A 15,868-nucleotide genomic window follows, 5' to 3' on the forward strand; every position below is an offset into this window, starting at 1 on the left:
TCAGGGGGCGGTGTCAGGGGGCGGGGGGTGCCGGCGGGTCGGTCGGTGTGGGCTGCGGCTCAGGGGTGATCGGCTCGCACGACTGCTCGAGCGTCAGCCTCTGCAGCCCGGCCAGCGGTCCGGTCCAGGTGACCGTGTAGCGGTTCTTCTGCACCGCGCCCTCGCCGCCGACCGCCTCGGAGGTCACCGAGTAGGTGCCGGACGGGAGGCCCGGCGGGCTCCAGGGGGGAACCGAGGGCTGGTCCGACCGGCACGAGGGCAGCGAGTTCGCGGAGACCTGCACCGGGAAGGACGCGTTCGACGAGGCCGGTCCGATGGGTGACGGATCCGAACACGTGGCGTCGAAGCCGAGGAAGGTGTCGCACCACCGCCCCGACCATCCGGTGACCGGGCTGTTGTAGCCGGGCGTGAAGTCCGACACGGTGCCGCCGTTGTACAGCAGTCGGAACTGCGCGTCGGGGAACGGCGGATCGGTCGGGCGGTTCAGCTGCGCGCCGTAGGTGAAAGTCGTCCCGTCGCTGCTCGGCTGCGTGTTGACCGAGAAGGTGATGCCGTCGGGGGCTTCGACGTTGCCGACGGGGCGAGCCGTGATCTCGGCCCCGGTGACCCCGAAGCCGCGCTTGCCGTTGAACGTGTGCTCCGCGCATGCCCACACCGTCTTGCGGCGGAACGCCTCGGCGGGGAACTGCTGGCTCGTCGCCGTTCCGTTCGGAACGCACGCCGCCGCGGAGACGTCGCTGAAGCCGATGAGGGTCTGTGTGCCGTCGCCGTTGGGTGCCACCGTCGCGGTCACCCGTACCGAGTTCGAGGTGTTCGTCTCGGTCAGCGTCAGGCCGGGGGCGCCGACGCCGTGCGCCGTCACCGCGCGCGACTGCCCCTCGGTCGAGCCCGCCGCGATGGGTGGCAGGTCGAACGTCGTCAGCGGCGTCGCGGTGAGCGCGGTCGCGGTGTTCGAACCGACGTCGTAGTTCGTGAACGTCGCGGTTCCGCCCACGACGGGGCGCGTGTCGGAGCCCTGGCGGCCGCCCGTCAGCCGCACGCTGCCGGTGGTGGCATCCAGTCCCGTCACGGTGATCGTCGCGCGACCGCCGTCACGACCGTTGGGAGTCGGCTCGAAGGACGACCCGCCCGGCTGTGCCGGCGGGCGATAGGCCCAGGCCTCGGCGCGGACCGTCGAGCGGGACTCGCCGACGGAGCTGAACGCGCGCGCCTCGTAGGTGATCTTCTCGCCGACGGGCGCGGAGATGGGCCCGCAGGCGCCCGAGGCAGGGCACGTGGCGACCTCGCGGCCGCCCGCCGTGATGCGGTAGCCCTGGACGGCGGGGTAGGAGCCCCCGTCCGACGAGACGCGGAGCGTCACCGACTCGCCCGCGTAGGCGGTCCACTCCAGTCGCGCGGGGTTCGCCGGCAGGCCCTGAAGATCGAGGATGACCTGGCCGTTGCGCTCGCCGCTCGACTGGCGACCCTGGGCATCCTCGACCGTGAACGAGCCGGTGCATTCGCCTGCGCCCGGTGCGTCGGCCTGCCAGGTGGCGCGCACCGCCGTGTCGCTCGCGCGCGAGAACGACACGCCGGTGCAGTTGCCCGGACCGCTCGCACCGACGACGCGCAGCGGCGTGCCCGGCAGCGGGTTGACCTCGCCGCCGGCGCCGATGACCTCGACCGTGCACGAGGTGGAGCCGCCCGCCTGCGAGCATGTCTGCACCGCCGAGCCGCCCTTGGGCAGGGTGGACGGGGCAGGGCCGACGGTCAGCAGGAGGTTGGCCGCCGGAGCGTCGGGATGGCTCGGCAGGGTGAGCGCGACGGGCTCCTGGCGGCCGGGACGCGCGGTGTCGGCTGCGGTGACGGTCGCGGTGTTGCCCGACACCTCGACGGCGAACTGGTCGCCGCCGTACGAGGCGGCGTACTGCACGGCGTCCCAGTCGGCGGCGCCCGCCCACTGCACCATCTGCGCGAGGTCGTACGTCTGCGTCGATCCGGGGCTCACCGTCAGCGAGGCGCTGCGGAGCGTCGGCTGCGGGATCTCCGCCTCGACGGACACGCGGACGGTCAGGTAGGTCGCGACCTCCTGCGTCTCGAGGCGCACGGGCACGACGCAGCTGTCGGTCCACGGGGCGCCGGCGCCAGCGGCGTAGCGCACGGTCGTGCCGGACACAGCGGTGCAGGTCGCCTCACCACGCGCACCGCCCGCGCGGACGCCCGCGCCCTCGAGCACGAGGGTCGCGCCGCGGGGGATGCGCACCGCCTCGGCGAGGTCGATGTCGACGCTCTCCTTCTCGCGCACCTCGACGGGTCCGAAGCCCTCGCGCAGCGCGAGGCGCACATCGGCGTCGCCGGGCACGCGCAGGAAGCCGTACGAGGTGACCTCGGTGCCGTCGAACGCGGTGCCGGTAACTTCGAACGGGATCAGGCGCGACTTCTCGGGCAGCTCGCCCGAGATCTTCCAGCCGTCGACCGCGACGTCGTCGGGGTCGCCCCACAGGCTCAGCCGCAGGCCCGAGACGTCGCCGGTGTTCCACGAGACCTGGCCGTCGAGGACGTCGACCCCGGTGGGGAAGTCGTCGCGGGTTTCGACCGTCAGGACGGTGTCGCGGACGATGGGGTAGTCCGGCACCGGCTCGCGGACGACCTTCACGACGATGAGGCCGATGGCGGTGTCGCCGCGATCGTTGCGCACCGTGTATGTGTACGAGAACGTGCCCAGCACCTCGCCGGCGCGCAGGGTCACCGCGCCCGCATCGACCGAGCCGATCAGCGCCTGCAGGGTGTCGTACTCCGCCGAGCCCTCCTGGGCGTTCGGCCGCACCTCGACCAGTTCGAGCTCGCTGCCCGCCGGATCGATGTCGTTGTCGGTGGGACGTACGACGACGGCGCTCTCGGCGCCGACCTGCACCTGCACGTAGTCGCTGTAGGTCACGGGGCTCGGGTCGGCCTGCGTGTCGATCACGCCGACGCGCACGTCCGCGGTGCCGGTCGCGCCGCTGGGGTCGCGGACGGCGTAGCTGAAGCGGACCTGCCCGCTGAAGCCCTCGGGGCTCGTGTAGACGATCGCCGAACCGTCGGCGGAGATCGTCGCCGACCCCTGCTCGGGCTGCGACACGATCCGATCGAGCGTGACCGGGTCGCCGTCGGGATCGACCGCGTACCCGTCGAGCGGGATGCTGATGGACTGGCCGCTCAGCACGCGGCCGACGAGGGTGCGCGGCAGCGGCGCCTGGTTCGACTCGTTGCCGACGACCGTCACCGTCACGCGGGCGGTGTCGGTCACCTCGGGGAAGCCCAGCCGGAAGATCGTGTAGGTCAGCGCGTACGTGCCCGCCTCGTCGGGCGCGAGGTAGCGCAGCACGCGGTTCGTCGCGAACGCGAGGCCGCCACCGGTTTCGTTGACGATCGACGAGGGGTCGATGGCGATCAGGGCGCCCGAGGGCGCGGTGTCGTTGTCGAGAACCGGGATGTCGATCTGCGTGCCCGCTCGCACCGTGACGGCGTCGTCGACGGCGATCGGCGGCTCGGCGGTCGCGGCCGGCAGCAGGACGACCGTCAGCTCGCCCTGGGCCGTGGCGGCAGCGTTGCCCGTGCCGTCCGAGACGGTGTACCGGACGACGCCGAGCCGTCCCGGAGCGCCGGTGTCGGTGGTGCCGCTCACCCGCAGCAGGCTCTGCCCGACGAGGTCGACGCCGAGCGAGGCGAACGGATCGCTCTCGGGCTGGATGTCGCTGAGGAGCAGCACGAGACCGGCGGGGTTGGAGACCGCGGCGGCGACGTCGATCGTGGCGTCCTCGTTGGGGCGGACGAACGCGGTGAGCGGGGGCGTCGTGATGACAGCCGATTCGGGCGCCTGCATCGTGACGCGGACCGTCGCCGTGGCCTCGGTGAGCGCGTCGCGCACGCTGTACTGGACCAGATACGACCCCGGCGCCGATGCGGTGACCACCATGCTGAGCGCGGCGGGGTTCGCAGCGGCGGTCGAGCGGCCCTCGTCGAGCGCGACGGCTCCCGTGAGCGTGACAGGTCCGGCCGCGCCGGTCACGTACGGCGCGACGGAGATGTCGAGCGGCTCGCCCACGACGCCGGTCACGGCGAAGGACTCCGCCGTCAGCTCCGGGGTCGGGGTCACCGTGATCGACAGGGGCTGCGTGGTGGTGGCGCCGCGGGCGTCCGACACGGTGACGGTGATCGAGACCGCGAGGCCCTCGGTGGCGTTCGGATCGGGGTGCTGGTAGGTCAGCGTGCCCTGGGGCGAGGTGGTCACGGTGCCGACGCCGGTGTCGTTCGTCGCGCCGGCGAGGAAGACGGGGTCGCCCTCGGGGTCGACCCATCCCTCGAGGAGCTCGGCCGAGACGGTGCCGCCGGGCGCGACGGTGAGCGAGGGCCAGGTGGCGAGGCATTCCTCGACACCGCACCAGGCGGGCGCGGTGTTCTGCTCATCGGGCACGACGGTCAGCGTGACGGTCGCGTAGTCGGACAGCAGGCCGTCCGCGGTCGTGCCGTCGGTCACGCGGTAGCGCAGCGTCGCCGACCCCGTGGCCTCCGGCGACACCGCCACCGTCAGCTGCTGCTGCGCCCCCGTGACGGTCGCCGTCCCGAACGCGGGGTCGAGGTTCTCGAGCGAGGCGACGTCGATGCTGAGGACGTCCTCGTTGGGGTCGTGATCGTTCAGCAGTACCGGCAGCAGCGTGACCGAACCGGGCCGGACCCCGAAGGCGTCATCCACGGCGACGGGCGGCTTCGGCTCGACGACGCGCTCGGATGTCGCATCCTCCTGCTGTTCGACCTGGGTCTGCTGCTCGAGGTCCCACTGCTGAGACGAGGCGATGAGCTCGCCGGAGGGAACCGACCAGACCCATCCCGACCGGCGGTCGTTCAGCGCGAGGCGCGTTCCGTTGCCCACGAAGCTGGGGTCGACGTTCTCGCCGATGTCCGCCCCGCGGTAGTCGAGCGTCGTGACGGTGTCGGGTGCGGCGCTCGACCACAACGAGCCCGAGGACTCCCCGTCGGCGAGCCATGCCGCGTGCACGGTCGATCCCAGCACGGCGGGTCGGGCCGGCGTGCCGGACCCGGGCTGATCGACGACCCGCGTCGCCTGTCCGTCGCCCAGGTCGATGCGCACGAGTCCGTCTGCGTCGGCCACGTGGACCGCGTCGCCCTCGGCAGCGGCATCCTGCACGCGCGACCCCGCCCCGATACCGGCGGCGACGGGCTCGTCGCGTCCGCGGATCCAGACGTCGCCGGTCGCGTCGTCGACGAGCACCCAGGTGCCGCCGACGGCGGTCAGCTGCGCGGCCTCGGGTGCGTCCGGGGTCGCGTCCTCACCGAGGATGCGGCCGGTGCGCGCGTCCGCGCGGACGATGCGGCTCTCTTCCGCCGAGTAGGCGTAGACGGTCCCGCTCGGGTCGACGGTGACGGCCGCGGCGACGAAGCGCGGACGCTCCTCGCCCTCGGCGACCTCGACCTCGGCGTAGGGGTCGATCGGGACGGCATCGCCCCCGCCCGACAGGCTCGAGCCGAAGACGGCCCCCGCCTCGGTGCGGTAGGCGAGGTGGTCTCCGGCCGTGGCGATGTCGCTCGTTCCCGGCGGCGTGGGTGCGAAGGCGTCCTCGAGGTCATCGGTGAGGTCGGCCGGTCGCCCCATGTCGACGTCGGAGAACTGCGAGCCGCCGTCGCTGTAGACGAAGAGCCGGTCACCGGTCTGGGCGATCTGGCTGCCGTTGTCGACCTGCTTGACCGTGTCGATCTCGCCGAGCTCGAGATTCACCCGCGCGTAGCCGCTGCCGGCGCCGTTCTGCAGCGCCCAGACCGTGGGGTTGTCGGGCGGCGTCTGCTGCGCGTCGTACCCCGGCCACACGACCGCGAGGGTGGTGATCACGGCGACGGCGGCGGTCACCGCGGCGGCGCCGATCCAGGTGCTTCTGCGCACGCGGGGACGCGCGGCGTCGCGACGGGCCATCGTCAGAGCCCTCCGCCGGTGACGAGCAGGGTGGTCACGGCGCCCGCCGCGGCGAGCAGGACGCCGCCCCCGGCGAAGAGCGCGATGCGCGCGGCCGTGCCCAGGCGCGGAGCGGGCTCGGCACCCGCGAGGACGGTGCCCTCGTCGGGCCGCCGGTCCACGGCGCGCGGCGCACGCGCGGGACGCCGCGAGGCGTACTGCACGGACGGCCGCACGGGGCCTCGGGCGCGATCGTCGGCGAAGTCGACTGCTGCGCCGGCCGCAGCCCATTCGTCGACGGCGACCTCCATCGGCGTGTGCGGTACACCGAGGTCGTGCTGCACCAGCTGCAGCTCATGCGCCAGCTCGGCGGCGGAGCTGTGGCGAGCGGCCGGGTCGCGGTTCATGGCGCGCGCGAGCACCTGCTCGAGACGGGGCGGCACGTCCGCGCGGCCGATGGGGGTGTACGACGCTTTGCGGATGCGCGACTTGAGCTGCTCCCGGCTGTTCTGCCCGCTGCCGGGGCGTTCGAAGGGGCTGCGCCCCGCCAGCAGCGAGTACAGCGTCGCCCCGAGACCCCACACCTCGGCCGGCACCGACCCCGAGATGCGTTCCTCGACGATCTCCGGCGCGCTCCAGGGCACCGACATGGCGAAGACCTCGTCTTCGTCGGCGCGGCCCGTGATGGCGGCGGCGATGCCGAAGTCCGAGAGCACGGGAGCACCGAAGGTCGTGATCAGGATGTTGGAGGGCTTGATGTCACGGTGCAGCAGGCCCGAGCGGTGGGCGGTCTCGAGGGCCGACCCGATCTTCACGCCCAGCTGCAGGACCTCCGTGACGGGGATGACCTCGCGCCGGTAGCGATTCGTCAGCGACGTGGGGCAGTACTCCATGACGATGTAGGGCCGGCCGTCGGCCGAGATCGACGCTTCGTAGATCGTCAGGATCGAGGGGTGGGCGCTCAGCCGTGCCATGACGTCGGCCTCGGCGTTGAACATCCGCAGCAGGTTCTCGTCGACGATGTCCTCGAGCAGCACCTTGACGGCCACCGGGCGGCGGGGGAGGTTCTGCTCGAACAGGAAGACGTCGGCGAACCCGCCGGTGCCGAGAGGTCGGACGTAGGTGAAGCCGGCGATGCCGGGAGGCGCTGAGGGCAGTCTCGACGCCACCTGTCATGCACCCCCTGTCGACGGGGGTGCGGTCAACGTCGCCCCCGGAACCCGAATCCCGTGAGAGTGTTCTAACACAGCCTGCCCGTGGTGGGAAATCGCTCGCCCGGTGGTCACGGGGCCGAGGTGAGTTCAGCGGTCACGCCGTCGCCGAGATCCAGTCGGGTGCCGGGCTCGACACGCGCCGAGGCCCCGCCGCGCAGGAGCGAGGCGACTCCGGCGGGATCGCGCAGGACCGTCCCGTTCGTCGACCCGAGATCGCGGACGACCATGTGATCGTCCGCGATGCTGACCTCGAGGTGAGTGCCCGACACCTCTTTGCGAGGCGATGCCACCGCGACGATCCGCGCCCCCGGGTGCTGCCCCGCCCGCGGGGAGCGCCCCAGGACCACGGGCTGGTCGAGCGGATGCTCGACGTCGCCGACGCGCAGCACGTATCGCGGCGGACGGGGTGCTTCGGGCACCGTCACCGCCGGTGTCGCCGGGCGTCGCGCGCCCAGCACGGTGCTGTCGTCGATCTCGGCGGTCTCGGGCTGCGGTGAGGCAGCGCCGAGGGATGCCGCACCGGATGCCTCGGCACGAGGAGCCGCCGCCGGCGCGGTGTTGCCGCGGCGCCGCGGTCCGACCGCGTCGTCCAGCGAGCCGCGGTCGATGGTGACGGTCTCGAGCGGGTCGATGTCCGCGAGCGGCGCGGCTGCTCGCGGCGCGGCGTCGAGGGCCGCATCGGGCGTCGGGTCGGTCTCGCCCCACTGCAGGGCGTTCGCTCGGGCGACGCCGCGCCCCAGGGGCAGGACGCCGCCGCCGGCGGCGACATCGAGTCCGAGAGAGATGCCGCCGACCCGTTGCGCCGACCCTTCGACCCAGGTGCCGACGCCGCCGCCGCTGTAGCTGCTGCGCTGCGGCCCGTGCAGGTCGATCGTCGCGCCACCCCGAACGGCCACGGCGACGGAGCTCGACGGGACGTCGACGAGCTCGACGAGGGCGAAGTCGGGGAGACGGCCGATGCCGACCGCGGCGATGATCGAGAGCAGGTCTTCGAAGACGGCGTCGGGGACCGTCATCGCGCCCCACAGCGCAGAGGCGAGATCGTCGCCCGCCTCGGGGCCGAGGAGGAGGGCGAAGCGGTCCGCGACCATCGCGAAGCCGGCACCGGGCGCGTCGTCGGGCGTGGGGTAGCGGAACACGCGCCTAGCCTATGGCCGGCGGCGCGCGCGGCGTGTCAGACCCAGCCGGGCAGCCAGTTGTGCAGGCGGTAGAACTCGTACGGCACGCGCATCGCCGACCACAGGGGGAACCAGAACGCCGCGATCACCACCACGAGGACGAGGAAGGCCCATACGACGCGCTGCGTGCTGCGGGCACGCCCGGAGCTGCGCGTGCCCCGCACCACCTCCTGCACGACGAACACGAGTGCCAGCAGCAGGAAGGGCTGGATGAGTACCGTGTAGAACTGGAAGATTGTCCGATCGGGGTAGAGCAGCCACGGGACGTAGGTGGCCGCGACTGCTGTCAGGACGAGCGCGTACCGGCCGTCCCGCGTGCGGATGAACCGATAGACGAGGTAGAGGGTCGCCGCGACCGCCGCCCACCACACGATCGGGTTGGGCATGCTGTAGAGGATCTCCCAGCAGCCGTTGGCGTCGGTGCATCCGTCGGTGCCGTTCGGGGTGCTGTTGGCGTACATCGACGTCGGTCGCAGCAGCAGGGGCCACTGCACGGCGGGGCTGGCATACGCGTGCGGCGTCGACATGGCAGCCGTCGAGGCGTAGATCCCTTCGTGATAGCGCCAGAGGCTCTGCAGGGGGAGCGGAACCCACGACCACAGCCCGGTGGCGGGTGCGGCGTCCGCGCTGTGCCGGTCATACCCGCCGTCGGTGACCAACCACCCCGTCCAGGAGGCCAGGTACACCATGAGCGCGACCGGAACGAGGAGGAGGAATGAGGCGACGCCCTGACGCGCGGCGGCATCCATCGGCCAGAAGAGCACGCCCGCTCGGCGACGCGCGAGAGCATCGCTGACGACGAGATAGAGGCCGATCGCGGCCAGGACGAACGCGCCCGACCACTTCACCGCCGACGCGGCACCGGCAGCCGCCCCCGCGGCGATGATCCACGGGCGGTTCCACAGCACGGGACCCCACGACGGCGGGCCTGCGTCGTCCCAGCGGGCGGCCACCCGGGCGGCGAGGGTGACCCGATGCGACCGGCGGTCGAGCACCACGAACCAGAACGCCAGCAGGGTGAACAGCGTCAGGAAGATGTCGAGCAGCGCCGCACGGCTCATCACGATGCCGAGTCCATCGATCGCCAGCAGGCCCGACGCGAGCGAGGCGAAGACGACCGAGCCCGACAGGCTGCGGGCGAGCAGGTAGAGCACGAGCACGCACGCGGTGCCGGCCAGGGCTGTCGCCAGACGCCATGCGAACGTCGAGTCCGCCCCGAACAGGGCCATCGGCAGGCCGATGAGGTACTTCCCGAGCGGCGGGTGCACCACGAAGCTACCGGTGGTCGTGAAGATGTCGGTCTCGCCGGCGAGGAACCGTTCGTCGGCTTCGTCCGGCCAGGTCGCGGCATATCCGAGCACCCACTGGCTCCACGCGTCCTTGACGTAGTACGTCTCGTCGAACACCACGGCGTGCGGGTGGGCGAGGTTCGACAGGCGCAGGACGGCCGCCAGCAGGGTGATGAGCAGCGGCGCGATCCACCCGATGCGACGTGCGAGCACCGGGTCGCCCGACACCCGCCGGTGCCACCGATCGAGCAGCGTCGGCCGCTCCTCGGGCGCCAGCGGCTCAGCGGTCGTCGTCACCGGGCCAGCCTATGCTGGGGCGGTGATCATCCTCGCCGCGACGCCCATCGGCAACCTCGGCGACGCGTCGGCCCGGCTCGTGTCGGCGCTCGAGAACGCCACCACGATCGCCGCGGAAGACACCCGCACGACGCAGCGGCTGCTGCAGGCGCTCGGCATCGCCCACCGCCCTCGTCTGATCGCTCTGCACGACCACAACGAGAGGCAGCGCGCCGCCGACCTGGTCGAGCGGGCCCGCGAAGAAGACATCCTCGTGCTCAGCGATGCGGGGATGCCGACCGTTAGCGACCCCGGCTATGGCCTGGTGGCCGCGGCGGCGGCAGCCGGTGTCGATGTCACGGTCCTGCCCGGGCCGAGCGCCGTACTCACGGCGCTCGCCGTCTCGGGTCTGCCGACCGACCGCTTCGCCTTCGAGGGGTTCCCGCCGCGCAAGCCCGGCGACCGCCGCCGCCTGTTCGACCAGCTCGCCGCCGAGACACGCACCCTCGTGTTCTTCGAGGCCCCCTCGCGCATCGCCGAGGTGCTGTCGGCGATGGCCGACGCTTTCGGCGCGGACCGCCGGGCGGCCGTCTGCCGCGAGCTGACCAAGCTGCACGAGCAGATCGTGCGGGGAACCCTGGCCGAGCTGGCGACCTGGGCCGCCGACGGCGTCCGAGGAGAGATCGTCGTCGTCGTCGAGGGAGCCGGCCCGCTGGCGAGCGACCCCGAGACCGCCCTCGCGCAGGTGCAGACGCTCGTGGCCGACGGGATGCGGCTGAAGGATGCCGCTGCCGAGGTCTCGGCCGCCACCGGTCTGTCGTCGCGCGATCTCTACCAGGCCGCGCTCGCCGCCCGCCGGGCCTGACGCACCGCGGCATCCGTCGTGGCCGGGCACACGGCCGCGACGCGCACACCGGTGCGTCGCGGCCGCGTGCCGACCGGCCGATCAGGCGCGATGCGCCCAAGATCGTCGCATCAGCAAGCCGCCCGCGGCCAGCAGGCCGAGGCCGCCGAATACGGATGCCGCGGCCCACGAGCCGCCGGTCGAGGCCAGTGATCCTGCAGCGGCCGATTCCGCGGCGTCCGATCCCGCAGCGGCCGGCGCCGCAGCGGACACGATCGGGGCCGCGTCGGCGGGCGCCGTCGGCGTCGCCACGGGCGCCGGGGCGGCGGTGGCGAGAGCGGTGGTCGCGGCGTCGAGGGCCGTGGTCGCGGCGTCGACGGCGTCCTGCGCCGAATCGGGGGCCGCCAGCATCGCGAGGGCGCGGGCGAGCGCCGCATCGAGCACGGCGAGCGACTCCGCGGTGTACGCGCCTCGGTCCAGCGACTGGGCCGCCGCGACCGCGGCGCCGAGCACAGACGTGTCGGCGGCCGGTGCGACCTGCACGAGCGTGACGTCGTCGATCGTGCCCCACGCGCCGGCGGGCAGGGCGCCCGCGATGCGCACGGTCACGGTCTCGCCGGCGGCGACGAAGACCGCGTCGGTGACGGGCGTCGACCACGCGCGCCAGCCGTCGATGCCGAAGGATGCCGTCGCCGACCGGCCCGCCGAGGTGGACAGTGCCAGCTCGACCTGCCCGTCCGGAGCGGCGTTGCCGCCCTGCAGTGCGGCACCGGCGGAATAGAACCCGGCGGAGGCCGCGGTGAGCTGCTGCTCGAGCTCGAACGTGAACGGCGTCGCGGCATAGAAGTGCGCCGACCGCGCGCCCGAGCGCGGAGTGTCGTTCGAGCCGAGCGTCAACGCTGCCCCGGATGCACGCCACATCGACCTGTCGGCGTCCTCGAAGCCGCCGTTGCGCAGCAGGTTCCGCCCGAGGACGGTGACGACCGCCGTCGTGGCCCGCCCGGCTCCGGTCGTGCCGGCGAAGGTGTACACGCCGACGCCGGCGATGACCTCGGTGCCCGGTGTCCAGGCCACCGGCTGCTGCTCGCGGGTGCCGTCGCTGTACGACACCGCGACCGTCTCGGGCAGAGTCACCGCGTCTCCGATCTCGATGGTCAGGCGCGGGCTCTCGACCTCGGTCACCGTGCGCGGTGCCGTCGCTCCGGTGCGGATGTAGGAGAAGATCCGCAGCGAGGGCAGCGGGTTGCCGGCGTGGTCGAAGAGGGCCTGGTTGTCCCACGCCGATCCGCCGTACCAGGGGCCGGCGTCGTGCGGCTCGTACGAGCCGGCGAAGCTGGTCGCCCAGCCCGAGCCGTCGCGCTCCCAGAGGATCTTGTTCGCGGCGACCTCGGCGGGCGGGCCGACCGGCAGCCACGCGGGCTCCCAGTAGAAGACGCCCAGCCCGGCGGGACCGACGTCGGCGACAGCCTGGACGACGTCGCGGACGGCGGTGGCCTGGCCCTGCACGCTCACGGGGTACGAGGTGGCCTCAGCGGGGGTGTCGATGACGTTCCCGTGGCCGTCGCCGTCCTCGAGCGTGTACGCCCACGAGGTCTCGGCCACGAGCACCTGCTTGTCGTAGGTGTCGGCGATGTGCGACAGGACGGTCGTCAGGTTCCCGGGGGTGCCGTGCCAGAAGGGGTAGTACGACGACGCGAAGACGTCGTAGTCGACCGAGCGTGCGGCCAGCTCGCGGGCGACGCCGGCGTAGAAGCCCGGACGCTCCGGGTTGGTGAAGTGCAGGGCGACGAGGGCTTCGGGGAGCGTCTCGCGCACCGCTGCGGCGCCGGCGGCGAAGATCCGCGACATGTCGTCCCAGCCGCTGACCCCCGCGATGCTGCCGTTGGTCTCGTTGCCGACCTGCACCATCGTGACGTCGACGCCGGCGGCGGCGAACTCTCGCAGAGCGTCACGCGTGAAGGCGCCGGCCGCGGCGGCTTTGTCGTTGACCGACAGCGTCTCCCAGGCTTTCGGTGCCTGCTGCTTGGCGGGGTCGGCCCAGAAGTCGGAGTAGTGGAAGTCGACGAGCACGCCGAGCCCGGCTGCCGTCGCGCGCTGGCCGATCTCGACCCCGCGCGGCACGTCGACGTTGCCGCCGCCGTATCCCTTGCCGTTGGCGTCGTACGGGTCGTTCCACACGCGGATGCGTACGTCGGTGACGCCCGCGTCGCGCAGGACGGCGAACAGGTCGGCGGGTGCGCCGCTGTCGTCGCGGAACACCACGCCCGACTCCTCCAGCGAGAGCACGGACGACACGTCGACGCCGCCGATGAAGTCGGCGGACAGGTTCTCGACGCGGGGGACGCTGATCTCCGCCTCGACGGGGGCGGCGTCTTCGGCGGCGACAGCGGCGGAGGGCAGCGCGAGCACGCCGAGGGCGAGGGCCCCCGCCGTCACTGCGGCGCCGAGTCGGCGGAACGGATGCGGGCGACGGGGCATGGGCCTCTCCTTCGAGGTGAGGGCCCCGGCGATCGCGCGGGGGCCCGGTGCGGGTCCGTCATCGACGAACCCGGGGGCAGGTCAGCCCTTGACGGACCCGGCGGTCAGACCGCCGATGATGTAGCGCTGCAGACCGAGGAACAGCGCCAGGATCGGGATCGAGGCGAGGACGGCGCCCGCGGCGAACAGGCCCCAGTTGCTCGCCAGCTGGTTCGAGACCCACTGGAACATCCCCACGGCGAGCGTCCAGTTGTCCTCCGACACCAGGACGATCTTCGCGATGATGTAGTCGCCGAACGAGGCGATGAACGCCAGCAGCGCCACCACGGCGAGGATGGGCGTCACGAGGGGCATGATGATCCGCCAGAAGATCTGCGCGTGCGTCGCGCCGTCGATCTTCGCCGACTCGTCGAGCTCCATCGGGATGGTGTTGAAGAACCCGTACATGAGGAACGTGTTCACACCGAGCGCGCCGCCGAGGTACACGCAGATGAGGGCGAGCTTCGAGTTCAGCCCGAGGACCGGGAAGACCTCGCCGAGTGCGAGGAGCATCAGGAAGATCGCGACGAAGGCCAGCGCCTGCGGGAACATCTGGATGATGAGCAGGGCGGTGAGGCCGGGGCGCCGCCCGCGGAAGCGGAACCGCGAGAAGGCGTACGCGGCTGCGGCACCCATCAACACGGCGCCGAGCGCGGAGGCGCCACTGACGATCAGCGTGTTGCCGTACCAGGTCCAGTACGACGTCCCCCCGAGCGCCGCGAAGTTCGACAGGTCGAAAGCCGCGAAGAGCCGGTTGCTCGCGGCGAGGCTGCCGCGGGGGTTGAGCGCCGCCGAGACGACGTACAGCAGGGGGAACATCGCGTAGAAGAGGATGACGAGCGCGACGAGGTACTTCCAGCCCACGTCGAGCAGCCAGCGGCGGCGGCGGGCCGTGGTCGTGCGGCCGGCGCGGGGACGGACGGTGGCGGTGGACATCACTGGTACTCCTCCAGCTTGCGGGTCTGACGGAACGCCAGGGCGGAGATCACGCCGACGACGATGAACACGAGGATCGACAGGGCGCTGGCCAGGCCGTAGTCGGCGGCACCGCCCGAGACGCCGGAGATGGCCCAGATCGCGGAGATCAGGATGTCGGTGGCGCCGAGGGCGTAGGGCGCGCCGGGGATCGCCGGCCCGCCGCTGTTGAACATGAAGATGATCGTGAAGTTGTTGAAGCTGAACGCGAACGACGAGATGAGCAGCGGGGCGGTCGCGACGAGGACCAGTGGCAGCACGATCGCGCGGAACTGGCGGAACCGGCCGGCGCCGTCGATCGATGCCGCCTCGAGTGCGTCGGACGGCAGCGCCTGCAGCGCACCGGTGCACACGAGGAAGTAGTACGGGTAGGTCAGCCACACGTTGACGAACAGGACGGCGATGCGAGCCAGCCAGGGATCACCGAGCCAGTCGATGTTCGCCCCGCCGAAGAAGAACTCGTTGATCACACCGAACTCGGCGTTGAACATGCCTCGGAACAACAGTGCCGACATGAACGCCGGGAACGCGTAGGGGAGGATGAACAAGGTCCGGAGGATCTTGCGGCCCTTGACCCTCGGGTCGTTGAAGATCAACGCCACGACGAGCCCCATGATGAAGGGGATGAGCACGGACAGCGTCGCCCAGACGAATGTCCACAGGGTGACGAGCGCCAGCGGCTCGAGCAGACCGGGATCGGTGGCCAGACGCAGGAAGTTGTCGAACCCGACGTTCACGACCCATCCGGTCGGCAGTGCGGTTCCGTCCTCCGAGACGAAGGAGCCGCTGTCGCTGGCGGTGTACACCGTGCCGGATGCCGTGTCGGTGATGGTCTGCGCCGCGGCATCCCACTCCAGCGTCGACAGGTAGACGGCGCCGGTCGAGCCGTCCCTCGTGCGGATGGAGCCCTCGTTCGGGTCGTCCGAGACCGGCACACGGAGCTCGACGACCACGGCCTGCAGGTCGGGATCGCCCAGGAAGGTGCCTCGGGGAACGACGTTCCACCCGGGAACGTCGGTGGGCGCGCCGGTGGCCGAGGTCTCGCCCACGACTTCCAGAGGCCGATCGACCGCGCCTGCCTTGATCTCACCGTCGTCGTTGATGGCGAAGCCGTACTCGCCGCCCTGCTCGACCACAGCGAGCGGGTAGGAGGGGGAGGTGTCGACGCGCCGTTCACCCTGCGCGAGGGCGGCGGCGACGGCCTGCTCCTGCGAGCCGACGTGCCCCGCGCCGTAGTTGGTGAAGGCGATGTACGCGGTGTAGCCGAAGATGAAGACCTGGAACACCAGCAGGAACGCCAGGCCGGGAAGCAAGTACTTCAGCGGGAGCGCCCGCTTGGTGAAGTACACGACATCGGCGGCGATCAGCAGCACGGCGGCCGCGGTCGCGATGATCCACGACTCGGCCTGCACGGCGGCGAAGACGCCCATGAGGCCGAACGCGTTGACGATGGCCATCAGCACGAGCTTCACGACGAAGCCCCAGCCGAGACCGTTCCATCGACGGCCGTGCGGCTCGGCGCCCGGTTTCGACAGCGGGGGCTGAGGCGGCGGTGCGCTCTCGCTCAAGGTTCCCTGGGGGACCGACATGTGCATCTCCTTCGACTTTCCTGCGACGAGGGTCCGGGGGCGGAGTCTCCTCCGCCCCCG

General features: G+C 72.1%; 8 protein-coding genes. 1 reads left to right on the plus strand and 7 read right to left on the minus strand.

The window, feature by feature from the left end:
- Positions 1-13 precede the first annotated feature (13 nt).
- The 4 genes from PUW82_RS07965 to PUW82_RS07980 form a co-directional block, all read right to left on the minus strand.
- Positions 14-5,917 (minus strand): Ig-like domain-containing protein, encoded by a 5,904-nt coding sequence (locus PUW82_RS07965; protein ID WP_274221785.1) that lies wholly within the window; start codon positions 5,915-5,917, stop codon positions 14-16.
- 32 nt (positions 5,918-5,949) lie between these two features.
- The gene (locus PUW82_RS07970) at positions 5,950-7,095 is read right to left on the minus strand and encodes a serine/threonine-protein kinase (protein ID WP_274221786.1); all 1,146 of its coding nucleotides are present in this window, start codon (positions 7,093-7,095) and stop codon (positions 5,950-5,952) included.
- A gap of 113 nt (positions 7,096-7,208) precedes the next feature.
- The gene (locus PUW82_RS07975) at positions 7,209-8,279 is read right to left on the minus strand and encodes an FHA domain-containing protein (protein WP_274221787.1); all 1,071 of its coding nucleotides are present in this window, start codon (positions 8,277-8,279) and stop codon (positions 7,209-7,211) included.
- Between the two features lie 35 nt (positions 8,280-8,314).
- On the minus strand, positions 8,315-9,904 hold the full coding sequence (locus PUW82_RS07980; RefSeq protein WP_274221788.1) for a dolichyl-phosphate-mannose--protein mannosyltransferase: 1,590 nt from the start codon (positions 9,902-9,904) through the stop codon (positions 8,315-8,317).
- 22 nt (positions 9,905-9,926) lie between these two features.
- Here PUW82_RS07980 and rsmI point away from each other — a divergent pair, with 22 nt between their 5' ends.
- Complete coding sequence (gene rsmI / locus PUW82_RS07985; protein ID WP_274221789.1) at positions 9,927-10,748, plus strand: 16S rRNA (cytidine(1402)-2'-O)-methyltransferase; 822 nt, start codon at positions 9,927-9,929, stop codon at positions 10,746-10,748.
- A gap of 81 nt (positions 10,749-10,829) precedes the next feature.
- On the opposite strand, the gene PUW82_RS07990 is transcribed toward rsmI, so the two are convergent.
- From PUW82_RS07990 to PUW82_RS08000, 3 genes are all read right to left on the minus strand, one after another.
- Positions 10,830-13,205, minus strand: coding sequence for a glycosyl hydrolase 53 family protein (locus tag PUW82_RS07990; protein WP_274221790.1), 2,376 nt, complete (start codon positions 13,203-13,205; stop codon positions 10,830-10,832).
- Between the two features lie 81 nt (positions 13,206-13,286).
- Entirely contained in the window at positions 13,287-14,180 is an 894-nt protein-coding gene (locus PUW82_RS07995) for a sugar ABC transporter permease (RefSeq protein ID WP_274221791.1), read from the minus strand.
- A complete protein-coding gene (locus PUW82_RS08000; protein ID WP_274221792.1) occupies positions 14,180-15,808 on the minus strand; it encodes an ABC transporter permease subunit in 1,629 nt (542 codons plus the stop codon). Before PUW82_RS08000 ends, PUW82_RS07995 begins: the two co-directional genes overlap by 1 nt.
- Between the last annotated feature and the right edge of the window lie 60 nt (positions 15,809-15,868).

This window comes from Microbacterium thalli, assembly GCF_028737325.1.
Lineage (GTDB): Bacteria > Actinomycetota > Actinomycetes > Actinomycetales > Microbacteriaceae > Microbacterium > Microbacterium thalli.